Origin of the sequence: Paraburkholderia silvatlantica, assembly GCF_003096715.1 — a bacterium.
GTDB lineage: Bacteria > Pseudomonadota > Gammaproteobacteria > Burkholderiales > Burkholderiaceae > Paraburkholderia > Paraburkholderia silvatlantica.
The window spans coordinates 47,359-69,181 of sequence record NZ_QEOL01000002.1 but is presented as its reverse complement, the minus strand read 5'-3'; the positions used below and the strand labels follow the sequence as shown (position 1 = coordinate 69,181).

Sequence of the window (21,823 nt, the reverse complement as noted above, 5' to 3'; positions counted from 1 at the left end):
ATTGAGCATTAATCATTGGATCGCGCCCCGGCCTCCCGATTACGCTAGGTAGATCGAGGCTTCACGACAGAAGAGGCACACATGGGCGAGACACATCAGAGCGACGCGGGCGTACGCACGCTGGCGCATTTCGTCAACGGCAAGCCGCTGGCCGGCACGAGCGACCGTTACGGCGACGTCTTCAATCCGGCGTTCGGCAACGTGAGCGCGCGCGTGCCGCTCGCCACCGTGGCGGAGGTCGATGCCGCCGTTGCCGCTGCGCAGGCCGCGTTTCCCGCCTGGGCGGAAACGGCGCCGATCAAGCGCGCGCGCATTCTCTTCAAGTTCAAGGATCTGCTCGACCAGCATCACGACGCACTCGCCGAACTCATTACGCGCGAACACGGCAAGGTGTTCTCCGACGCGAAGGGCGAGGTGATGCGCGGCATCGAGGTGGTCGAGTTCGCGTGCGGCATTCCCAATCTGCTGAAGACCGATTTCACCGACCAGATCGGCGGCGGCATCGACAACTGGAATCTGCGCCAGCCGTTGGGCGTCGTGGCGGGCATCACGCCGTTCAACTTCCCGATGATGGTGCCGTGCTGGATGTTCCCGATCGCGCTCGCGTGCGGCAACACGTTCGTGCTGAAGCCTTCGGAGCGCGATCCGTCCGCTTCGGTGCGGCTCGCCGAACTGCTCAAGGAAGCGGGGCTGCCCGACGGCGTGTTCAACGTCGTGCACGGCGACAAGGTGGCCGTGGACGCGCTGCTTGCGCATCCCGATGTCACCGCGCTGTCGTTCGTCGGCTCGACGCCGATCGCCGAATACATCTATACGGAAGGCACGAAGCACGGCAAGCGCGTGCAGGCGCTGGGCGGTGCCAAGAATCACCTTGTCGTGATGCCCGACGCGGACCTCGACCAGGCCGTCGATGCACTGATCGGCGCCGCCTACGGCTCGGCCGGCGAGCGCTGCATGGCGATTTCGGTGGCGGTGGCCGTGGGCCATATCGCCGACGAACTCGTCGAGCGTCTCACGCCGCGCGTGAAGGCGCTGCAGATCGGCAGCGGCATGGACGGCGCCTCGGAAATGGGGCCGCTCGTCACGGGCGTACATCGCGCGAAAGTGCAGGGCTATATCGAAGCGGGCGTGGCCGCGGGCGCGAGGCTTGTCGTGGACGGGCGCGGCCACGAGGTGGAAGGCCACGAGGACGGCTTCTTCCTCGGCGGCACGCTGTTCGACGACGTGAAGACCGACATGACGATCTACAAGGAAGAGATCTTCGGCCCGGTGCTTTCGGTCGTGCGCGTGCCCGATTTCGCGAGCGCCGTCGACTTGATCAACGCGCACGAATTCGCCAACGGCGTGTCGTGCTACACCTCGGACGGCGGCGTCGCGCGCGCCTTCTCGCGCCAGATCAAGGTAGGCATGGTGGGCATCAACGTGCCGATTCCGGTGCCGATGGCGTGGCACTCGTTCGGCGGCTGGAAGCGCTCGCTGTTCGGCGATCACCATGCCTACGGCGAGGAAGGCGTGCGCTTCTGCACGCGTTACAAGAGCATCATGCAACGCTGGCCCGACAGCATCGCCAAGGGCGCGGAATTCACCATGCCGGTGGCGAAGTAGGCGGGGCGGGAGCCGGGCGGTTCGAAAGGAATCCAAAGCGTTTGATGCCGCCCGCCGCAGCAGTCGCAGTTCAAGAAATACAACATAAAGAAAGCAATCATCGCTGGAGACACATCATGCCTGCACCGCGTGAAGCTCAGGCCGCGCGCCGCCTCGAAGGCGAATTCGACTATGTGATCGTAGGAGCCGGCACCGCGGGCTGCGTGCTTGCCAACCGCCTGACCGAAGACGCGGACGTCTCGGTGCTGCTCATCGAGGCGGGCGGCACCGACGACTATCACTGGATCCACATTCCCGTGGGCTACCTGTATTGCATCGGCAATCCGCGCACGGACTGGCTCTACAAGACCGCCGCCGAAAAAGGCCTCAACGGCCGCTCGCTGTCCTACCCGCGCGGGCGGGTGCTGGGCGGCTCGTCGTCGATCAACGGCATGATCTACATGCGCGGCCAGCGCGAAGACTACGACGACTGGGCGCGCGAGACGGGCGACTCCGGCTGGTCGTGGGACAGTGTGCTGCCCGTATTTCGCCGCAGCGAAGACCATCACGGCGGCGCGAGCGAATTTCACGGTGCGGGCGGCCCATGGCGCGTGGAGAAGCAGCGCCTGCGCTGGCAGATTCTCGAATCGTTCGCGCACGCCGCGCAAGAGCAGGGCATTGCTGCTACCGGCGACTTCAATCGCGGCGACAACAGCGGCGTGGGCTATTTCGAGGTGAACCAGAAGCGCGGGGTGCGCTGGAACGCGTCGAAGGCGTTCTTGCGCGCGGCGATGAAGCGGCCCAACCTCACGGTCGTCACCGGCGCGCTCACGCAGCGCGTGATATTCGAAGGCAAGCGCTGCGTGGGCGTGGAGTATCGCGGCGACGTCGATTACGTCGCGCGGGCGCGTTGCGAAGTCATCCTGAGCGCCGGCGCCGTGAATTCGCCGCAATTGCTCGAGCTTTCCGGCATCGGCGCCGCTGCACGGCTCGCGCAGCTTGGCATTGGCGTCGTGCAGGATCTGCGCGGCGTGGGCGAGAACCTCCAGGACCATCTGCAGTTGCGCATGGCGTTTCGCGTGAACGGCGTGCGTACGCTCAACACGGCCTCCGCGCACTGGTGGGGCAAGCTGATGATCGGCGTGCAGTACGCGTTGTTCCAGAGCGGACCCATGTCGATGGCGCCCTCGCAACTCGGCGCATTCGCGAAGTCGGACCCGAGTGACTCCGCGCTCACGCGGCCTGACCTGGAGTATCACGTGCAGCCGCTTTCGCTCGACCGCTTCGGCGAGCCGCTGCATCGCTTCAACGCGTTTACGGCCTCGGTGTGCAACCTGCGGCCCACGTCGCGCGGCAGTATCCACGCCGTTTCGGCGGACCCGTCGCAGGCGCCCGCGATCGCGCCCAATTATCTGTCGACCGATCACGACTTGCGCGTGGCGGCCAACTCGATACGGCTCACGCGGCGCATCGCGGCGTCTGCCGCGCTCGCGCGTTACCAGCCGCACGAGATCCTGCCGGGGCTCGCGTTTCAAACCGAGGAGCAGCTGCGCGAGGCGGCGGGCAACGTCGGCACGACGATCTTCCATCCGGTCGGCACGTGCCGCATGGGCCGCGCGGACGACCCCGACGCCGTGGTCGACGCGCGCCTGCGCGTGCGTGGCGTGGAGGGCCTGCGCGTGGTGGACGCCTCGATCATGCCGACCATTACCTCGGGAAACACGAATTCGCCGACGCTGATGATCGCGGAGCGCGCCGCCGAGATGCTGCGCGCCGACCGTCGCGAGACGGCGCGTGCGCAAACGGAGGCTGCCGCCGGTGCAACGCTGACGACCGCCTGAAAGCAGGACGACGCGCAAGACAGCGTCGATTCGATGACGATATGGGACGCGCGCGCGTGTTTCTGTACGTCTGCCGGATGCGGGTTGGCGGCGATCTTGCGCCTAACTTGTAGGGATCTTTGCGCGAACTGTCGTCAACTATCGATTGTAATGTTCGCTGTCCTTGTGGCGCTCCCTTAAGTGCAAATCCCAATGATTGCGCTGCATCATTGGCGAGACAATGACGCAAAGTCGGCAGGCGCGCGTTGCGCGCATCGGGAGGCGCGCCGCCACGTCCGCGCCGGACCTCACCGTGTACCACGAGTCACGGACGGTCTGCAGTGTTACGCCTTACCATGCTCGGAAGGGGACATGATTCTCGGCGACACCATTCTGGAGACGCGCGACCTCACGAAACAGTTCAAGGGCTTCACGGCCGTGAACGGCGTGAACCTGCGCGTGTGCCGCGGCTCGATCCACGCACTGATCGGACCGAACGGCGCAGGCAAGACCACCTGCTTCAATCTCCTCACCAAATTCCTCGTGCCCAGCGCGGGGCGCATCGTCTTCAACGGCATCGACATCACGCATGAGCGGCCCGCGCAGATCGCGCGGCGCGGCATCATCCGCTCGTTCCAGATTTCGGCCGTGTTTGCGCACCTCACGGCGCTCCAGAACGTGCGCGTGGGGCTGCAGCGCTCGCTCGGCACCGCCTATCACTTCTGGAAGAGCGATCGCACGCTCGCGGAGCTCAACGACCGCGCGATGGATCTGCTCACGCAAGTGGGCCTCACCGATTTCGCCGACGTGCCCACGGTCGAGCTCGCCTATGGCCGCAAGCGCGCGCTGGAAATCGCCACGACGCTCGCCATGGAGCCCGAGCTGATGCTGCTCGACGAACCGACCCAGGGCATGGGCCACGAAGACGTGGACCGCGTGACGGCGCTCATCAAGAAGGTATCGAGCGGGCGCACGATCCTGATGGTCGAGCACAACATGAACGTGATTGCCGGCATCTCCGACACCATTACGGTGCTGCAGCGCGGCGAGGTGCTCGCGGAAGGCAGCTACGCCGAAGTCTCGAAGAATCCGCTCGTCGCCGAGGCCTATATGGGCAGTGCGGACGCGGCGCTCACGGGGGCGCACGCATGAGCACGGTCACCGAACGCGAGACGGCCGCGGCCGCCGGCGCAGCCGGGAGCGCGAAAGCGCTCGAGATTGCGGGACTGCAGGCGTGGTATGGCGAGTCGCACATCCTGCACGGCGTGGATCTGTCCGTCGGGCGCGGCGAGGTCGTGACGCTGCTCGGGCGCAACGGCGCGGGGCGCACGACGACGCTGCGCGCCATCATGGGGCTCACCGGACGGCGCACGGGCTCGATCCGCATCGGCGGGCGCGAGACCATCCAGATGCCGACCTATCGCATCGCGCATTGCGGCGTGGGCTACTGCCCCGAGGAGCGCGGCATATTCTCGAGCCTGTCGTGCGAAGAAAATCTGCTCCTGCCGCCGCACATCGGCGCGAAAGGCGCGAAGCTGGCCGAGGGCATGTCGCTCGACGAGATCTACGCGATGTTTCCCAATCTCGCCGAACGGCGCAACAGCCAGGGCACGCGGCTTTCCGGCGGCGAGCAGCAGATGCTGGCCGTGGCGCGCATTCTGCGCACGGGCGCGAACCTGCTGCTGCTCGACGAGATTTCCGAAGGCCTCGCGCCGGTGATCGTGCAAACGCTCGCGCGCATGATTCTCACGCTCAAGTCGCGCGGCTACACGATCGTGATGGTCGAGCAGAACTTCCGTTTTGCGGCGCCGCTCGCGGACCGCTTTTACGTGATGGAGCACGGGCGCATCGTCGAGCACTTCGGCACTGCCGAGCTCGAGGGGAAGATGCCGGTGCTGCACGACCTGCTGGGCGTTTAATTTTCGGTTCGGGTTTGCCGCGCGACGCAACGGTGCCGCGCGAATCGCTTTGCCTCCGGTGTTCATGGAGTGTTCCTGAATAACTACGCAACCAAGGAAGGAGACTGCAATGAGAAAAACCACGTTCGCGCGGCTCGCGGGCCTGTTTGCCGCCTCGGCAGCTGCGATGGCGTTCAGCGCGGGGAGCGCGCAGGCCGCCGACGACGCGGTGAAGATCGGCTTCATCACCGACATGTCCGGCCTCTACGCCGACGACGACGGCCAGGGCGGCCTCACGGCGATCAAGATGGCGGTCGCGGACTTCGGCGGCAAGGTGCTCGGCAAGCCGATCCAGATCGAGTACGCCGATCACCAGAACAAGGCCGACATCGCCGCTTCGAAGGCGCGCGAATGGTTCGACCGCGACGGGCTCACCATGCTGCTTGGCGGCACGAACTCGGCGACGGCGCTGGCGATGAACCAGGTCGCGCAGGAGAAGAAGAAGGTGTACTTCAACACGGGCGCGGGCACGGACGCCCTGACGAACGAGCAGTGCACGCCGTACACGGTCCACTACGGTTACGACACGGTGGCGCTCGCGAAGGGCACGGGCCTCGCGGTGCTCAAGCAGGGCGGCAGGAGCTGGTTCTTCCTGACCGCCGACTACGCGTTCGGCAAGTCGCTCGAGAAGAACACCGCGGACGTCGTGAAGGCGAACGGCGGCCAGGTGCTCGGCGAAGTGCGCCATCCGCTCTCGGCGTCGGACTTCTCGTCGTTCCTGCTGCAGGCGCAAGCCTCGAAGGCGCAGATCCTCGGCCTCGCGAACGCGGGCGGCGACACGGTCAACGCGATCAAGGCCGCGAAGGAATTCGGCATCAACAAGACGATGAAGACCGCGGCGCTGCTGATGTTCCTGCCCGACGTGCACAGCCTCGGGCTCGACACCACGCAGGGCCTCGTGCTCACGACCGGCTGGTACTGGGACCAGAACGACGACACGCGCAAGTGGGCGCAGCGCTACTTCGAGCAGACGAAGAAGATGCCGTCGGAACTGCAGGCAGCCGACTACTCGGCGGTGACGACGTATCTGAAGGCGGTGCAGGCGGCCGGCACGACGGATTCCGACAAGGTCATGGAGCAGCTCAAGAAGACGAAGGTCAATGACTTCTATACCAAGGGTGGCTACATCCGCCAGGACGGCGTGCTGATCCACGACATGTATCTCGTCGAGGTGAAGAAGCCGTCCGAGTCGAAGAAGCCGTGGGACTACTACAAGGTGCTGCAGTCGATCCCGGGCGAGCAGGCCTATACGACGAAGCAGGAGAGCAAGTGCGCGCTGTGGAAGTGAGCGCGCGCGTCAATGCTGCAGTCGGATGCCGCGCCCGGCGCCCCGAGGTGGGTGCGCCGGGCGCGGCATGATTGCGTAATCCGTTAATGCGTTAATGCGTCAATGGGCGGCTTTCATGACGATTTTTGGCATTCCGCTGCCGGCAATGCTGAGCCAGTTGCTCCTTGGGCTCGTGAACGGCTCGTTCTACGCGATCCTGAGCCTCGGTCTCGCGGTGATCTTCGGCATGCTCAACGTGATCAACTTCGCCCACGGCGCGTTGTTCATGCTGGGCGCGATGCTCACGTGGATGGGGCTCGCGTACTTCGATCTGCCGTACTGGGCAATGCTCGTCGTCGCTCCACTCGCGGTCGGGCTGTTCGGCGTCTTCATCGAGCGCTCCATGCTGCGCTGGCTCTACCGGCTCGATCATCTGTACGGACTCCTGCTCACTTTCGGTCTCACGCTCGTGGTGGAGGGCGTGTTCCGGTCGATCTACGGCTCGTCGGGGCAGCCCTATGATGTGCCCGACCTGCTGGCCGGCGCGACGAATCTCGGCTTCATGTATTTGCCCAACTATCGCGCCTGGGTGGTGGTGGCTTCGCTCGCCGTATGTTTCGCGACCTGGTTCGTGATCGAAAAGACACGCCTTGGCGCGTATCTGCGCGCGGGCACGGAGAACCCCAAGCTCGTGGAGGCGTTCGGCATCAACGTGCCGCTCATGATCACGCTCACCTACGGCTTTGGCGTTGCACTCGCGGCGTTCGCGGGCGTGCTCGCCGCACCCGTGATCCAGGTGTCGCCGCTCATGGGCCAGCCAATGATCATCACCGTGTTCGCCGTGGTCGTGATCGGCGGCATGGGCTCGATCATGGGCTCGATTCTCACTGGCCTCATGCTCGGCGTGATCGAAGGCTTCACGCGGGTGTTCTGGCCCGAGGCCTCCGCGACCGTGGTGTTCGTAATCATGGCGATCGTGCTGCTGATTCGCCCCGCTGGCCTCTTCGGCAAGGAACGATGATGCAAAGAAAAGCGCTCTATGGGTTGTTGCTGATCGGGCTGATCGTCGCGCCGTTTGCGGGCGCCTATCCGCTCTTCGTGATGAAGGTGCTGTGCTTCGCCCTGTTCGCCGCGGCCTTCAACCTGCTGATCGGCTACACGGGCCTGCTCTCGTTCGGCCACGCGATGTTTCTCGCGAGCGCGGGCTATACGGCCGGCTACGCGATCCAGTCGCTCAATTTGACGCCCGAGGCGGGCGTGCTCGCGGGCACGGCGGTGGCCACGGTCCTCGGACTCGTGGTCGGCATCTTCGCGATTCGCCGGCAGGGCATCTACTTCTCGATGGTCACGCTCGCGCTCGCGCAGATGGTCTACTTCGTATTCCTGCAGGCGCCGTTCACGCATGGCGAAGACGGTCTGCAAGGCGTGCCGCGCGGCAAGCTGTTCGGCGTGCTTTCGCTCGATTCCGATCTCACGCTCTACTACGCCGTGCTCGTCGTGATGGTGTTCGCGTTCGGTCTGATCGTGCGCATCGTGCATTCGCCGTTCGGGCAGGTGCTCGTCGCGATCAAGGAAAACGAGCCGCGCGCGGTTTCGCTCGGCTACGACACCGACCGCTTCAAGCTGCTCGCGTTCGTGTTGTCGGCGGGGCTCGCGGGACTGGCCGGCGCGCTCAAGGTACTCGTGCTCGGCTTCGAAACACTCGGCGACGCTTACTGGACCATGTCCGGCCTCGTGATCCTCATGACGCTCGTGGGCGGCATGGGCACGCTGTTCGGGCCGTTGCTCGGCGCGACGCTGATCGTCGCGCTGGAGGACCGGCTGGGCGACATCGGCACCGCGCTCGCAAGAGGGACGGGCGTGGAGTGGTTCCGCTCACTCGGTGAGTCCACAACGATCGTCACGGGCATCATCTTCATTGCCTGCGTGCTGGCGTTCCGGCGCGGCATTGTCGGCGAGATCGTGGCGCGCGTACGGCCCCTGCGCGCGTGACGGCGGGGTGCCAGGACTGCTCCGGACTACGATAGAATAGGTGCCCCGCCGGCCCGAGCTGGCGTGGCGCGCGCAGTGATGGCGCGTTGCGGTATGCGACTGCGGCCCGCCATGCGGCAAATCTGTGGCGCAGCGCCCCATTTCGGTGCCGCACTGCACCACTAGGGTAAATGCTAGTTGCTGCAGAGAGGGGCGAAGTTTAAAGTTTCACCTAGTTCTGATGCACCGAATTTGCAGGTGGAGAACGAGGAGACAACTGAGGCACCAAGTGCCCGGACAAGGAAGCGCTGTTGGATGAGAATCCAACAGCGCTTTTTATATTTCTGCGAGCCTGTTTTCAACGGTGAGCCGATTATCTTTTTTCGCTGCGAAGCGTTCGACTTACGCGCCTTCGTACGCGCCGGTTATCCCTTCCCAAATGACGCAAATCGCCGCGCGGCCGACTTCGCCCGCTGCACAAGCATTTGCGCATTACGCAAGGCGAGCGCGCAATCTTCCTCGCTGTAAGCTGATGGAAAGCACTTGCCATCTGAATACGCAGACCGCTACACTCGCCAATCACCGACCATGCGGTCAGCATTTTTGCGCTGATTTTCCGCAGCCGATCAGCGACTTGCCGATGAGGTAACCGGCTGCGGTGCACCACAAAATCCGTGGCAATAAAGAAAACGAATATCGAAGGAGTGGAGATGCAGTGGGTTTTGCGCTGGATGGGGGCGGCTTGCGTCGCGACCGGGGTGCTCGCGGCGACGGCCGGCGGGGCGTATGCAGATGTGAAGATCGGTGTGACGCTGTCGGCTACGGGTCCGGCTGCCTCGCTCGGGATTCCGGAAAGGAACACCGTTGCGCTGCTGCCGAAGGAAATCGCGGGCCAGAAGATCGATTACATCGTGCTCGACGACGCCACGGATTCCACGCAAGCGGTGAAGAACGCGCGCAAGCTCACGAGCGAAGATCACGTCGACGCCTTGATCGGCTCGACTGTCGTGCCCAACTCGCTCGCCATGATCGACGTGGCCGCGCAAACGTCCACGCCGATGATCTCGATGGCCGCAGCGGCCTCGATCGTCGAGCCGATGGATGCCAAACGCTCGTGGGTCTTCAAGACGCCGCAGAACGACGCGCTGATGGCCGGCGCCATCGCGCAGCACATGGCCGCGCACGGCGTGAAGACGGTGGCTTTCATCGGCTTCGCAGACGCTTATGGCGAGAGCTGGTACAAGGCATTCAGCGCGGCTGCCGCCAAACAGAACATCAAGGTCGTCGCGAACGAACGCTTCGCGCGTAACGACGCATCGGTCACGGGCCAGGTGCTCAAGATGATCTCGCAGCACCCCGACGCGGTGCTGATCGCGGGTGCGGGCACGCCGGCTGCGTTGCCGCAGAAAACGCTCAGGGAGCGCGGCTACGCGGGCAAGTACTACCAGACGCACGGCGTGGCCAACAACGACTTCCTGCGCGTGTGCGGCAAGGACTGCGACGGCACGTATCTGCCCGCCGGGCCGCTGCTCGTCGCCGATCAATTGCCCGATTCGAATCCCGTGAAGCAATCGGCGCTTGCGTATCAGGCCGCGTATGAAAAGGCTTATGGCGCGGGCTCGATCTCGACTTTCGGCGGTCACGCGTGGGACGCGGGTGTCCTGCTCCAGCACGCGGTTCCCGCCGCGCTGAAAGCCGGTCAGCCGGGCTCGAAGGCCTTCCGCGATGCGCTGCGCGCCGCGCTCGGAAACTCGCACGACGTGGCAGGCGCGCACGGCATCTTCAACATGAGCGCGACGGACCACGCGGGTCTCGACCAGCGTGCCCGCGTGATGGTGGAGATCGTCGGCGGCAAGTGGAAACTCGCCGGCGATTGAGCGCCGGTTGAATGACGCACGAAACACGAAAAGGCACGCTCGGTCGAGGTGCCTTTTTTGTTGCCGTTACAACGGCTTTGCAGCAGCAGGTGAGCAGGGAGTCAGGCAGTCGATAAGGCGGGGAGCGCAGCCTGGCGCGCGGCGGCTTGTGCGGCGCCGCAGGCAGGGAAAACCATGCATTACACGCGCGATCCCGATTACTACACTCAAAGGCCGGCGTCGATTTACGAACATCCTAGTAATCGGCGCAGGATCAATCGACAACACGCAGGCCAGGCGTTTGGAGACGCGCAATGAAAACGAAGAAGTGGGTATTGAGCTCGATGAGTGCCGGACTCGCAGCGGCACTGATGGGCACGGCGGGCATCGCCGCCGCGCAGGTGAAGATTGGCGTGACGCTTTCGGCAACGGGGCCGGCCGCGTCGCTCGGCATTCCCGAGAAGAACACCATCGCGCTGCTGCCCAAGGAGATCGCGGGCAAGAGCGTGCAATACATCGTGCTCGACGACGCCTCGGACACGAGCAAGGCCGTGCAGAACACGCACAAGCTGATCGACGAAGATCACGTGGACGCGATCATCGGCTCGTCGGTCACGCCGAACTCGCTCGCCATGCTCGACGTCGCCGCGCAGGGCAAGACGCCGATGATCTCGCTCGCCGCCTCCGCCGCGATCGTCGAGCCCATCGACGCGAAGCGTCAGTGGGCCTTCAAGACGCCGCAGAACGACAGCCTGATGGCCGACGCGCTCGCGAGCTACATGGAGAAGCAGGGCGTGAAGACGGTGGGCTTCATCGGCTTCACCGACGCCTACGGCGACAGCTGGCTCAAGGAATTCACCGGCGCAGCCGCGAAGCACAACCTCAAGATCGTGGCGAACGAGCGCTATAACCGCACCGATTCGTCGGTGACGGGCCAGGCGCTCAAGCTGATGTCGGCGAACCCCGAGGCGATCCTGATCGCAGGCTCGGGCACACCTGCGGCGCTGCCTGCGACGACGCTCAAGGATCGCGGCTACAAGGGCAAGATCTATCAGACGCACGGCGTGGCGAACAACGACTTCCTGCGCGTCTGCGGCAAGGATTGCGAAGGGGAGCTGCTGCCCGCAGGCCCGATTCTCGTGGCCGACCAGCTGCCCGATTCGAACCCCGTGAAGAAGTCGGCGCTGGCCTACAAGGCGGCCTATGAGAAGGCCTATGGCGTGGGCACGGTGGCGACCTTCGGCGGTCATGCGTGGGATGCCGGCCAGTTGCTTCAGCGCGCGATTCCGGTCGCGCTGAAGGCGGGCCAGCCCGGCACCGAGGCGTTCCGCGTGGCGCTGCGCGCCGCGCTCGAAAACTCGCAGGACGTGGCGGGCGCGCACGGCATCTTCAACATGAGCGCGACGGATCATGCGGGCCTCGACCAGCGCGCGCGCGTGATCGTCGAGATCGTCAACAACAAGTGGAAGCTGCAGAGCGAATAACGTGCGGCACACGGGAAAGCGCGGTGCGTTTTCCCGTGAAACATGCACGCGTGTCACGGCGTCATTCTGGCCACTGACAATCGGGCACAAGCCAAAGCAAGCAAGAACAAGCAGGTCCGGCGTGCGGCCCCGTCGCCGCGCGCCGGCTTTTCACACGTGCAGCCCGAACCGCGCCTCCGACGGTTCACGCCAGCATTGCCGTTTTTCCGACGTCGCTGTTTTTCCGGGTTCCAGAAGGTTTCAGGAAGAGGGGAGTATGGATTTATCGATCGCCGCGATCCTCGCACAGGACGGCATCACCACCGGTGCGATCTATGCGCTGCTTGCGCTCGCCCTGGTGCTGGTGTTCTCCGTCACGCGGGTGATCTTCATTCCGCAGGGCGAGTTCGTTTCGTATGGCGCGCTCACGCTCGCCGCACTGCAATCGCAGAAGTTTCCGGCCACCTGCTGGCTGCTCGTCGCGCTCGGCGCGGCGTGCTTCGTGGTCGAGGCCGCCGCTCTCGTGCGTCACGCCGAAAGGCGGCGCCACGCGGCGCGCACGCTCGTGACGCTTGCAGGCAAGTACCTGCTCTTCCCCATCGCGCTCTACGCGCTGACGCGCGGGGTAGCGAGCCAGCCACTGCCGATGCTCGTCCAGATTGCGCTCACGCTCGCGATCGTGGTGCCGATGGGGCCGTTCATCTATCGCCTCGCCTATGAGCCCATCGCCGAGGCGACCACGCTGCTGCTGCTGATCGTCGCAGTGGCCGTGCACTTCGCGATGGTGGGCCTCGGGCTCGTGATGTTCGGCGCGGAAGGCTCGCGCACGAACGCGTTCTCCGACGCCACGTTCAACATCGGCAGCCTGTCGATCTCGGGCCAAAGCCTGTGGGTGACCGGCACGGCCGCCGTGCTGATCGTCGCGCTGTATCTCTATTTCGATCGCACGATTTCGGGCAAGGCGCTGCGCGCGACCTCGGTGAACCGGCTCGGCGCGCGGCTCGTCGGCATCGGCACCACCCAGGCCGGGCGGCTCGCGTTCACGCTCGCCGCGGGCCTCGGCGCGCTGTGCGGCATTCTCGTCTCGCCGCTCACCACCATCTACTACGACTCGGGCTTCCTGATCGGCCTCAAGGGCTTCGTAGGCGCCATTATCGGCGGCCTGGTGAGCTATCCGCTGGCTGCGGCAGGTTCCGTGTTCGTGGGCCTGCTGGAGTCGTACTCGTCGTTCTGGGCGAGCGCTTACAAGGAAGTGATCGTGTTCACCCTGATCATCCCCGTGCTGCTGTGGCGCTCGCTCTCGACGCCGCACGCCGAAGAGGAAGAGGAGTGACGCGATGAAACGATTCGTCATGCACAACCGCTTCTTCTGGCTGTTCCTCGTGGTGATGTTCGCCTTGCCGGTGCTGCCGCATCCGCTGCACGTGCCCGAGTACTGGATCACGCTGCTCAACTACATCGGCCTGTATTCGATCGTCGCGATCGGGCTCGTGCTGCTCACCGGCATCGGCGGGATGACGAGCTTCGGGCAGGCCGCGTTCGTCGGGCTCGGTGCTTACGCGAGCGCCTATCTGACGACGCAGTACGGCGTTTCGCCGTGGCTCGCGCTGATTGTCGGCGTGCTGATCACGGGGCTCGTGGCGCTCGTGCTGGGGCTCGTCACGATGCGTCTGTCGGGCCATTTCCTGCCGCTCGGTACGATCGCCTGGGGCCTCGCGCTGTTCTTCCTGTTCGGCAACCTCGACATGCTCGGCAAGTACGACGGCATCAACGGCATTCCCGTGCTGAACGTGCTGGGCATCGACCTCGAATCGGGCCGTCACATCTACTACCTGATCTGGGTCGTGGTGCTTGCGTCCGTGGTGTCTGTTCAGAATCTGCTGAATAGCCGCATGGGCCGGGCGATTCGCGCGCTGCGCGGCGGCGGCCTGATGGCCGAGGCAATGGGCGTGAACACCGGCTGGATGCGTGTGGTGATCTTCGTCTATGCGGCCGTGCTCGCCGCCGTTTCGGGCTTCCTGTACGCGCATTTGCAGCGCGCGGTGAACCCGACGCCGTTCGGTCTGAATCACGGCATCGAGTATCTGTTCATGGCCGTGGTGGGCGGCGTGGCGCACGTCTGGGGCGCGGTGCTGGGCGCGGCGATTCTCACCGTGCTGCAGGACTGGCTGCAAACGCTGCTGCCGAAGCTGCTCGGCGAGAACGGCAACTTCGAGATCATCGTGTTCGGCATTCTGATGGTGCTGCTGCTGCAATACGCGCGCCGCGGCGTCTGGCCGTTCGTGGCGCGCTTCTTCCCGCGCGGTCCGCAAGCGCATGTGCCCGAGCATGCCGAGGCTTTGCCGCAGCGCAGCAAGCCGGCCGCCGGCGAAATGCTGCTGACGGTGAACAAGGCGCGCAAGCAGTTCGGCGGCCTCGTGGCCGTGAACGATGTGAGCTTCGAAGTGAAGGCGGGGCAGATCATTGGCCTGATCGGTCCCAACGGTGCGGGCAAGTCGACGACCTTCAATCTCGTGACCGGCGTGCTTCAGCCGACGAGCGGCGAGATCGCGTTCCGCGGCGAGCGCATCGACCGTCTGACTTCACGTGAAATCGTCGCGCGCGGCATTGGCCGCACGTTCCAGCACGTCAAGTTGCTGCCGACGATGACGGTGCTCGAGAACGTCGCCATCGGCGCGCACCTGCGTGGCCACGCGGGCGTGCTGCGCAGCGTGGCCAAGCTCAATGCGGCGGAAGAGGGCAGGCTCATGAGCGAGGCGGCGAAGCAGATCCGCCGCGTGGGCCTCGAACAGCATATGTATGACGAAGCGGGCAGCCTCGCGCTCGGTCAGCAACGGATTCTGGAGATCGCACGCGCGCTGTGCTGCGATCCGACCTTGTTGCTGCTCGATGAGCCTGCGGCTGGCCTGCGTTACCAGGAAAAACAACAGCTGGCGGCCCTGCTGCGCAAACTGAGAGAAGAGGGGATGAGCGTGCTGCTGGTCGAACACGACATGGATTTCGTGATGAATCTCACCGACCGCCTCGTGGTGATGGAGTTCGGCACGCGCATCGCAGAAGGGCTCCCGGAAGAGGTACAGAGGGATCCGGCCGTGCTGGAAGCGTATCTGGGCGGGGTGGAATGATGACGGCTCCCGTACTGGAAGTTTCCGGACTCGCGGTTCGCTACGGCAAGATCGAGGCGCTGCACAAAGCGGCGATCAAGGTGGGCGCGGGGCAGATCGTCTCCGTGATCGGTCCGAACGGCGCGGGCAAGTCCACGCTGCTCAACGCCATCATGGGCGCGCTGCCCGTGACGGGGCATGCGAGCGGCCGCATTGCCTATATGGGCGAAGAGATCGGCGCGTTGCCGATCGAGCGGCGGGTGGCGCGCGGCATGTGTCTCGTGCCGGAAAAGCGCGAGCTGTTCGCCTCGATGACGGTGGAGGACAACCTCGTGCTCGGCGCGTACCGCCGCAAGCGCGCGGGTGAGCGTAATTTCCTCGATCAGCTCGAGCCGGTTTTCACGCTGTTTCCGCGCCTGAAGGAGCGCCGGGCGCAGGCGGCTGGTACGCTCTCGGGCGGCGAGCGCCAGATGCTCGCGGTCGGCCGCGCGTTAATGGGCAAGCCCGATCTGTTGATGCTGGATGAGCCGAGTCTCGGTCTCGCGCCGCTGATCGTGAAGGAAATCTTCCACATCATTGGTGCGCTCAAGCAGACCGGCGTCGCGACGCTGCTCATCGAGCAGAACGCTCGCGCCGCACTGCAGATTTCCGACTACGGCTATGTGCTGGAAACCGGAGACCTGGCGCTAGAAGGGGCGGCGGGAGAGTTGGCGCAGAATCCGCGCGTGATTGAAACGTATCTCGGACTAGCGAAGAAACCGGTCTGACTTCGTCTATCACTGTAGAAATGAGCGGCGTGTTTCACGTGAAACACGCCTTTTTTTTGCCTCGTATTGGGCGAATCCAGGGAACGAAATTCGGGCGTGAACGGCCGAAAACTCGAAACCGTTATAATTCGCGCATACCACTTTTTTCTGAGAAGGCTCACGCGGTTGTTTCCGTCCCTGCGTGAGGTCCCGCCATGCTTTATCCCACAGAGTTTGACGTCATCGTCGTCGGCGGCGGTCACGCCGGAACCGAGGCTGCGCTTGCCGCCGCCCGCATGGGCGTCAAGACGCTCCTGCTGACGCACAACATTGAAACGCTCGGCCAGATGAGCTGCAATCCGTCGATCGGCGGCATCGGCAAGGGCCATCTGGTCAAGGAAGTCGACGCGCTCGGCGGCGCCATGGCCGCTGCGACGGACGAGGGCGGGATCCAGTTCCGCATTCTCAATTCGTCCAAGGGCCCGGCAGTCCGGGCGACGCGCGCGCAGGCCGACCGCATTCTTTATAAGGCGGCGATCCGCCGACGCCTCGAGAATCAGCCGAATTTGTGGCTGTTCCAGCAGGCCGTGGAAGACCTGATGGTCGAAGGCGACCGCGTAGTCGGCGCCGTCACGCAGGTGGGAGTCCGCTTCCGCAGCCGTGCGGTCGTGCTGACGGCGGGGACCTTCCTCGACGGCAAGATCCATGTGGGCTTGAACAACTACACCGGTGGTCGCGCCGGCGATCCCGCCGCTGTGACGCTCTCGTCGCGCCTGAAGGAGCTGAAGCTGCCGCAGGGCCGTCTCAAGACAGGCACGCCGCCGCGTATCGACGGCCGCACGATCGACTTTTCGGTGCTCGAAGAGCAGCCGGGCGACCTCGATCCGGTGCCGGTGTTCTCGTTCCTGGGCCGCGCGGAGCAGCATCCGCGCCAGATCCCGTGCTGGGTCACGCATACGAACGAGCGCACGCACGATATTATCCGCGGCGGTCTCGACCGCTCGCCGATGTACACGGGCGTGATCGAAGGGGTGGGGCCGCGCTATTGCCCGTCCATCGAGGACAAGATTCACCGCTTCGCTTCGAAGGAATCGCATCAGATCTTCCTCGAGCCGGAAGGGCTGACGACGAACGAGTTCTACCCGAATGGCATCTCCACGAGCCTGCCATTCGATGTGCAACTCGAACTCGTGCATTCGATGCGCGGCCTCGAGCACGCGCACATCCTGCGTCCGGGCTACGCAATCGAATACGACTACTTCGACCCGCGCGGGCTCAAGGCTTCGCTCGAAACCAAGGTGATCAACGGCCTGTTCTTTGCGGGCCAGATTAACGGCACGACGGGCTATGAAGAAGCGGCAGCGCAGGGCTTGCTCGCCGGCATGAACGCAGGGCTGCAGGTACAGGGCAAAGACGCATGGTGTCCGCGCCGCGATCAGGCGTACCTCGGCGTGTTGGTCGACGATCTGGTGACGCGGGGCGTTTCCGAGCCGTATCGCATGTTCACGAGCCGAGCCGAATACCGCTTGAGCTTGCGAGAAGACAACGCGGATATGCGCCTGACAGAGATCGGTCGCGAGCTCGGGGTGATTGACGATGCACGTTGGGACGCGTTCTGCCGCAAGCGCGATGCTGTTTCACGTGAAACAGAGCGTCTGAAGTCGACGTGGGTGAACCCGAAGACGCTGTCGGCCGAAGAAGCGACTGCGCTCCTCGGCAAGTCGATCGATCGCGAGTACAACCTCGCAGATTTGCTGCGTCGCCCGGGCGTGAGCTACGACGGCGTCTGTGGTCTGCGTGAAGGCGCCTGCGCGCCGGAAGCTCCGCTTGCCGACGACGAAGTTCTGCTCGCCCAGATCAAGGAGCAGATCGAAATCGGCATCAAATATCAGGGTTATATCGATCGCCAGGCCGACGAGATCGAACGCAATGGCGCGCAAGAAAATACCCGTCTGCCCGAAGGCATCGATTATGCGGAAGTGCGTGGCCTGTCGTTTGAAGCGCGCCAGAAGCTGAACCAGTTCCGCCCTGAGACGATCGGCCAGGCGTCACGCATTTCGGGCATTACGCCTGCAGCGATCTCGCTGCTGATGGTCCACCTCAAGCGCGGCCTGGGCCGCCGTCGCCAGAATCCGGGTGTTACGGACGACAACGGCACCGACTCGACGCCGGTGGCGCAATGACGGGGCGCTCGAGGCAACCCGGCATCGCGGATCGTGACGCGCTGGCTCGTCTGCTGAAAGAGGGGGCAGTGGCGCTTGGTGTCGAACTCTCCGAGCGCCAGTACGAGCAGTTGCTCGACTACGTTGCGCTGCTCGCGAAGTGGAACGCCGTCTACAACCTCACGGCGATCCGCGATCCGCGTCAGATGTTGATCCAGCATATTCTCGACTCGCTTTCGATCGTGCCGCACCTGCCGGTGCGCGCCGACGCGACGGTGCTCGACGTCGGCTCCGGTGGCGGACTGCCCGGCATCGTGCTGGCGATCGTGCGTCCGGAGTGGCGGGTCACGCTCAACGATATCGTGCAGAAGAAGTCGGCGTTCCAGTCGCAGGCGAAGGCCGAACTCGGACTCGCGAACCTCTCGGTAGTGACCGGCCGGGTCGAGTCGCTGCGTCCCGGCGTCGAAGTAACGAAAAAATTCGATCTGATCGTGTCTCGGGCATTCGCGGATCTCGCCGATTTCGTTACACTGGCCCGTCATCTCGTTGCCGAGGGCGGCGCGATCTGGGCCATGAAGGGTGTGCACCCCGAAGGCGAGATCGAACGCTTGCCGGCCGGCACCCGGGCGCTGAATACGATCCGCCTGAGCGTGCCGATGCTCGACGCGGAGCGCCACCTGATCGAAGTGTCGGTTGAGCCGGTCGCGTCAGAACGTAAGCAAACTTCTTAAGGCAGTAAAAGGGACACACGAAAGATGGCAAAAATCTTCTGCGTTGCGAACCAGAAGGGCGGCGTCGGCAAGACGACGACAACGGTCAATCTCGCCGCGAGCCTCGCATCGCAGGGACAACGTGTCCTTCTCATCGACCTCGACCCGCAGGGCAACGCCACGATGGGCAGCGGCATCGACAAGGCCGCATGCGAGAACACGGTGTATGAGGTGCTCGTCGACGGCGTCACGGTGGACGCCGCGCGCACGCGGCCGGAGCAGGTCGGCTACGACGTGCTGCCGGCCAACCGCGAGCTGGCCGGCGCCGAGGTCGAACTGGTGACGGTCGAGCAGCGCGAGCGGCGCCTGAAGGCCGCGCTCGCCGAAGTCGACGCCGACTATGACTTCGTCCTGATCGACTGCCCGCCGGCGCTTTCGCTGCTCACGCTCAACGGCCTGTGCGCGGCCCATGGCGTGGTGATCCCGATGCAGTGCGAATATTTCGCGCTGGAAGGCCTCTCGGATCTCATCAACACGATCAAGCAGGTCCACGCGAACATGAATCGCGACCTGAAGGTGATCGGCCTTCTGCGTGTGATGTTCGATCCGCGCATTACGCTGCAGCAGCAGGTTTCCGAGCAATTGAAAGAGCACTTCGGCGACAAGGTGTTCGACGCCGTGATTCCGCGCAATGTGCGCCTGGCCGAAGCGCCAAGCTACGGCTTGCCGGGCGTGGTGTTCGATCGCGCCTCGCGCGGCGCGCAGGCCTACGTGCAGTTCGGCGCGGAAATGATCGAGCGCGTGCGCGCACTCTGACGAGAGACTGGGGAAGCACGATGAATGCAGTAGCACGGAAGAAGGGGCTGGGCCGGGGGCTGGAAGCATTGCTCGGCGGCAGCGCGGACATCACCGAGGCGGTGAAGATCGACGGCGCGCCCAACACGCTGCCGCTCACGCAGATGCAGGCCGGCAAATACCAGCCGCGCACGCGCATGGACGAGGGCGCGCTCCAGGAACTGGCCGCGAGCATTCGCGCGCAGGGTCTGATGCAGCCGATTCTCGTGCGCCCGGTCGCGACGGGGCGCTACGAGATCATCGCAGGTGAGCGGCGCTTCCGTGCCGCGCACATCGCCGGCCTGACCGAGGTGCCGGTGCTCGTGAAGGACGTGCCCGACCTGGCCGCCGCTGCGATGGCGCTGATCGAAAACATCCAGCGCGAGGACCTGAATCCGCTGGAAGAGGCGCAGGGCATCCAGCGCCTGCTCGACGAGTTCAGCTTCACGCACGAACAGGCGGCGGAGTCGGTGGGGCGCTCGCGCAGCGCGGTGTCGAACCTGCTGCGTCTGCTCAATCTCGCGGCGCCCGTGCAGACCATGCTGCTGGCCGGCGATCTCGACATGGGCCACGCCCGTGCGCTGCTCGCCGTGGACGCCGCCACGCAAATCACGCTGGCGAACCAGGTGGTCAACAAGCGCATGTCGGTGCGTGAAACGGAGAAGCTCGTTTCGGCGACGACGAAGGCCGCACCGGCCGTGAAGGCGAAGGCCGCGCACGACGGCGGCCGCGACACGCGCCGCCTTGAAGAGGAGCTGTCGGATCTGCTTGCGGCATCGGTGAGGATCAAGCTCGGACGACGCGGGCGAGGGCAGCTCACGGTCGACTTCGGCGACCTCGACGCGCTCGACGGTATTCTGCTGCGTTTGCGCGGCGAAACGGCGGCGTGATGGGGGTGGTGAAGATTATGGACGCGATGCGCGTCGCCGCGGCACACGCGCGCGCGGGAGCATAAAGCAGGTGCGTAAAGTGGAGCAGGGCGCGCGTGAGCCCATGAACCTGTTGCGCCGTATCGGCGCATTTGCCGTGTCGGAGCCGGTGCTCGCGATTCTTGTCGTGGCGTTCGTGGCGTTGCAGATTTACGCGCCTCGCCCCATCGCCTCGCTGCCCGCACTCGTCGACTGGCAAACGGTGATGACTCTCGCGGGCCTGCTCATCCTGACGAAGGGCATCGAATATTCAGGATTGCTGACCTGGCTCGCGCACAAACTCGTCCACCACATTCATTCGGAACGTGGGCTCGCGTTGCTGCTGGTCGCGCTGGCCGCTGCGCTATCGATGATCGTGACCAACGACGTGGCGCTTTTCGTGGTGGTGCCGCTCGTGCTTTCGCTCCACAAGCTCACCCCGCTGCCGCTCAAACGCCTCGTGATTGTCATCGCGCTTGCCGTGAACGCGGGCTCGGTGCTCACGCCGCTCGGCAATCCGCAGAATCTGTTTCTCTGGCAAGTGAGCGGGGTGTCGTTCGGACGCTTCGTCGTCGGGCTCGCACCGCTTTGCGCGTTTCTGATGGCGATGCTGATCCTGCTTGCCGCGCTTCTTTTCAAGGCCACACCGCTCGATCTCTCGAAAGACGCTGCACCGCAGCGCGTCGATCGCGCGTTGGCGAGCGTGGCGGCACTGCTTTTCGTCGCGTTCGTGCTGCTCGCCGATGCGCACCACGCAGGCGTCGCGCTGGCCGCGGTCGCGGCGGGTTTTGTGATCTGGCGCATTCGCATCGTGCTCAAGATCGACTGGCTGCTGCTGCTGATCTTCGTGCTGATGTTCATCGTCCTGCGCAGCGTCGCCGCGCTGCCCGCCATTCATCACGCGCTGACATCGCTGTCGCTGCAAACGCCGATGCGCGCTTTTGCCGCAGGCGCGGTGCTGTCGCAGGTCATCAGCAATGTCCCGGCCGCCATTGTGCTCGCGGGCTTCACGCACGACTGGCGCGCACTCGCGTTCGGCGTGAGCGTGGGGGGCTTCGGCGTCGCCATCGGCTCGCTGGCGAATCTCATCGCCGTGCGTCTTTCCGGCCAGCGCGGCGTGTGGTTGCCGTTTCACCTCATCGCCGTGCCGTTCTGGGTCGCGGCCTTTTTGGGCGGCGCGCTGCTGCTGCATCTGTTCTGACGCCAGTCCATCCCACATGCTGGCGCATGGCCCGCATGGTCAACTGCACGCCAGACGGCCTCGAAATTACCTGGTCATCCTGAGGATTGCTTCTTGCCTGCGGCGTCCCTTACAGTTACCGGTCACACCTTCGCGGCGCCGCGTTTTCCGCATCATGAAGTCGCGTTTCACAGGTGTTATTGAAGGGCCTAAAGTCTTGAATTGCCTGCAACTATCGCTTACAATCGCCCGGATTTATT

General features: G+C 64.6%; 18 protein-coding genes. All 18 read left to right on the top strand.

What is annotated here, in order from left to right; genetic code table 11:
• The first annotated feature begins 81 nt into the window (after positions 1-81).
• A complete protein-coding gene (locus C7411_RS02600; protein ID WP_110383254.1) occupies positions 82-1,605 on the top strand; it encodes a CoA-acylating methylmalonate-semialdehyde dehydrogenase in 1,524 nt (507 codons plus the stop codon).
• A gap of 116 nt (positions 1,606-1,721) precedes the next feature.
• Positions 1,722-3,425: a GMC family oxidoreductase gene (locus C7411_RS02595; RefSeq protein WP_110383255.1), complete on the top strand. Its 1,704-nt coding sequence runs from the start codon at positions 1,722-1,724 to the stop codon at positions 3,423-3,425.
• A gap of 351 nt (positions 3,426-3,776) precedes the next feature.
• Positions 3,777-4,556: an ABC transporter ATP-binding protein gene (locus C7411_RS02590; RefSeq protein WP_110383256.1), complete on the top strand. Its 780-nt coding sequence runs from the start codon at positions 3,777-3,779 to the stop codon at positions 4,554-4,556.
• Positions 4,553-5,323, top strand: a complete 771-nt coding sequence (locus C7411_RS02585; protein WP_110383257.1) for an ABC transporter ATP-binding protein — start codon at positions 4,553-4,555, stop codon at positions 5,321-5,323. Before C7411_RS02590 ends, C7411_RS02585 begins: the two co-directional genes overlap by 4 nt.
• Before the next feature lie 109 nt (positions 5,324-5,432).
• Positions 5,433-6,650 carry an ABC transporter substrate-binding protein gene (locus tag C7411_RS02580; RefSeq protein ID WP_165822732.1) on the top strand — a complete coding sequence of 406 codons (1,218 nt, stop codon included), beginning with the start codon at positions 5,433-5,435 and terminating at the stop codon, positions 6,648-6,650.
• Positions 6,651-6,765: 115 nt separating this feature from the next.
• Positions 6,766-7,650 (top strand): branched-chain amino acid ABC transporter permease, encoded by an 885-nt coding sequence (locus C7411_RS02575; protein WP_110383320.1) that lies wholly within the window; start codon positions 6,766-6,768, stop codon positions 7,648-7,650.
• Positions 7,650-8,621: a branched-chain amino acid ABC transporter permease gene (locus tag C7411_RS02570; RefSeq protein WP_165822737.1), complete on the top strand. Its 972-nt coding sequence runs from the start codon at positions 7,650-7,652 to the stop codon at positions 8,619-8,621. Before C7411_RS02575 ends, C7411_RS02570 begins: the two co-directional genes overlap by 1 nt.
• 294 nt (positions 8,622-8,915) lie before the next feature.
• Entirely contained in the window at positions 8,916-9,128 is a 213-nt protein-coding gene (locus tag C7411_RS36905; RefSeq protein ID WP_133253610.1) for a hypothetical protein, read from the top strand.
• A 182-nt stretch (positions 9,129-9,310) separates the two neighbouring features.
• On the top strand, positions 9,311-10,477 hold the full coding sequence (locus C7411_RS02565; RefSeq protein ID WP_110383259.1) for an ABC transporter substrate-binding protein: 1,167 nt from the start codon (positions 9,311-9,313) through the stop codon (positions 10,475-10,477).
• 293 nt (positions 10,478-10,770) lie between these two features.
• Entirely contained in the window at positions 10,771-11,940 is a 1,170-nt protein-coding gene (locus C7411_RS02560) for an ABC transporter substrate-binding protein (RefSeq protein WP_110383260.1), read from the top strand.
• A gap of 256 nt (positions 11,941-12,196) precedes the next feature.
• Positions 12,197-13,252 (top strand): branched-chain amino acid ABC transporter permease, encoded by a 1,056-nt coding sequence (locus tag C7411_RS02555; protein WP_110383261.1) that lies wholly within the window; start codon positions 12,197-12,199, stop codon positions 13,250-13,252.
• Positions 13,253-13,256: 4 nt separating this feature from the next.
• A complete protein-coding gene (locus C7411_RS02550; protein ID WP_110383262.1) occupies positions 13,257-15,044 on the top strand; it encodes a branched-chain amino acid ABC transporter ATP-binding protein/permease in 1,788 nt (595 codons plus the stop codon).
• Positions 15,041-15,790 carry an ABC transporter ATP-binding protein gene (locus C7411_RS02545; RefSeq protein WP_110383263.1) on the top strand — a complete coding sequence of 250 codons (750 nt, stop codon included), beginning with the start codon at positions 15,041-15,043 and terminating at the stop codon, positions 15,788-15,790. The genes C7411_RS02550 and C7411_RS02545 overlap by 4 nt, the downstream gene beginning before the upstream one ends.
• Before the next feature lie 194 nt (positions 15,791-15,984).
• Positions 15,985-17,952: a tRNA uridine-5-carboxymethylaminomethyl(34) synthesis enzyme MnmG gene (gene mnmG / locus C7411_RS02540; protein WP_110383264.1), complete on the top strand. Its 1,968-nt coding sequence runs from the start codon at positions 15,985-15,987 to the stop codon at positions 17,950-17,952.
• Positions 17,949-18,662: a 16S rRNA (guanine(527)-N(7))-methyltransferase RsmG gene (gene rsmG / locus C7411_RS02535; RefSeq protein WP_110383265.1), complete on the top strand. Its 714-nt coding sequence runs from the start codon at positions 17,949-17,951 to the stop codon at positions 18,660-18,662. The genes mnmG and rsmG overlap by 4 nt, the downstream gene beginning before the upstream one ends.
• A 24-nt stretch (positions 18,663-18,686) precedes the next feature.
• Positions 18,687-19,457, top strand: coding sequence for a ParA family protein (locus tag C7411_RS02530; RefSeq protein ID WP_110383266.1), 771 nt, complete (start codon positions 18,687-18,689; stop codon positions 19,455-19,457).
• 20 nt (positions 19,458-19,477) lie between these two features.
• The gene (locus C7411_RS02525) at positions 19,478-20,365 is read left to right on the top strand and encodes a ParB/RepB/Spo0J family partition protein (protein WP_110383267.1); all 888 of its coding nucleotides are present in this window, start codon (positions 19,478-19,480) and stop codon (positions 20,363-20,365) included.
• Positions 20,366-20,468: 103 nt separating this feature from the next.
• A complete protein-coding gene (locus C7411_RS02520; protein WP_110383268.1) occupies positions 20,469-21,584 on the top strand; it encodes an SLC13 family permease in 1,116 nt (371 codons plus the stop codon).
• The last annotated feature ends 239 nt before the right edge of the window (positions 21,585-21,823 follow it).

Excerpts from the sequence above, each read along its gene's own strand:
- C7411_RS02545 (WP_110383263.1), top strand. The coding sequence starts at position 15,041 with ATGATGACGGCTCCCGTACTGGAAGTTTCCGGACTCGCGGTTCGCTAC.
- C7411_RS02580 (WP_165822732.1), top strand. The coding sequence starts at position 5,433 with ATGAGAAAAACCACGTTCGCGCGGCTCGCGGGCCTGTTTGCCGCCTCG.
- C7411_RS02555 (WP_110383261.1), top strand. The coding sequence starts at position 12,197 with ATGGATTTATCGATCGCCGCGATCCTCGCACAGGACGGCATCACCACC.
- C7411_RS02530 (WP_110383266.1), top strand. The coding sequence starts at position 18,687 with ATGGCAAAAATCTTCTGCGTTGCGAACCAGAAGGGCGGCGTCGGCAAG.
- C7411_RS02550 (WP_110383262.1), top strand. The coding sequence starts at position 13,257 with ATGAAACGATTCGTCATGCACAACCGCTTCTTCTGGCTGTTCCTCGTG.
- C7411_RS02570 (WP_165822737.1), top strand. The coding sequence starts at position 7,650 with ATGCAAAGAAAAGCGCTCTATGGGTTGTTGCTGATCGGGCTGATCGTC.
- C7411_RS02585 (WP_110383257.1), top strand. The coding sequence starts at position 4,553 with ATGAGCACGGTCACCGAACGCGAGACGGCCGCGGCCGCCGGCGCAGCC.
- C7411_RS02520 (WP_110383268.1), top strand. The coding sequence starts at position 20,469 with ATGAACCTGTTGCGCCGTATCGGCGCATTTGCCGTGTCGGAGCCGGTG.
- C7411_RS02575 (WP_110383320.1), top strand. The coding sequence starts at position 6,766 with ATGACGATTTTTGGCATTCCGCTGCCGGCAATGCTGAGCCAGTTGCTC.
- C7411_RS36905 (WP_133253610.1), top strand. The coding sequence starts at position 8,916 with ATGAGAATCCAACAGCGCTTTTTATATTTCTGCGAGCCTGTTTTCAAC.
- C7411_RS02600 (WP_110383254.1), top strand. The coding sequence starts at position 82 with ATGGGCGAGACACATCAGAGCGACGCGGGCGTACGCACGCTGGCGCAT.
- C7411_RS02560 (WP_110383260.1), top strand. The coding sequence starts at position 10,771 with ATGAAAACGAAGAAGTGGGTATTGAGCTCGATGAGTGCCGGACTCGCA.
- C7411_RS02525 (WP_110383267.1), top strand. The coding sequence starts at position 19,478 with ATGAATGCAGTAGCACGGAAGAAGGGGCTGGGCCGGGGGCTGGAAGCA.
- C7411_RS02565 (WP_110383259.1), top strand. The coding sequence starts at position 9,311 with ATGCAGTGGGTTTTGCGCTGGATGGGGGCGGCTTGCGTCGCGACCGGG.
- mnmG (WP_110383264.1), top strand. The coding sequence starts at position 15,985 with ATGCTTTATCCCACAGAGTTTGACGTCATCGTCGTCGGCGGCGGTCAC.
- C7411_RS02595 (WP_110383255.1), top strand. The coding sequence starts at position 1,722 with ATGCCTGCACCGCGTGAAGCTCAGGCCGCGCGCCGCCTCGAAGGCGAA.
- rsmG (WP_110383265.1), top strand. The coding sequence starts at position 17,949 with ATGACGGGGCGCTCGAGGCAACCCGGCATCGCGGATCGTGACGCGCTG.
- C7411_RS02590 (WP_110383256.1), top strand. The coding sequence starts at position 3,777 with ATGATTCTCGGCGACACCATTCTGGAGACGCGCGACCTCACGAAACAG.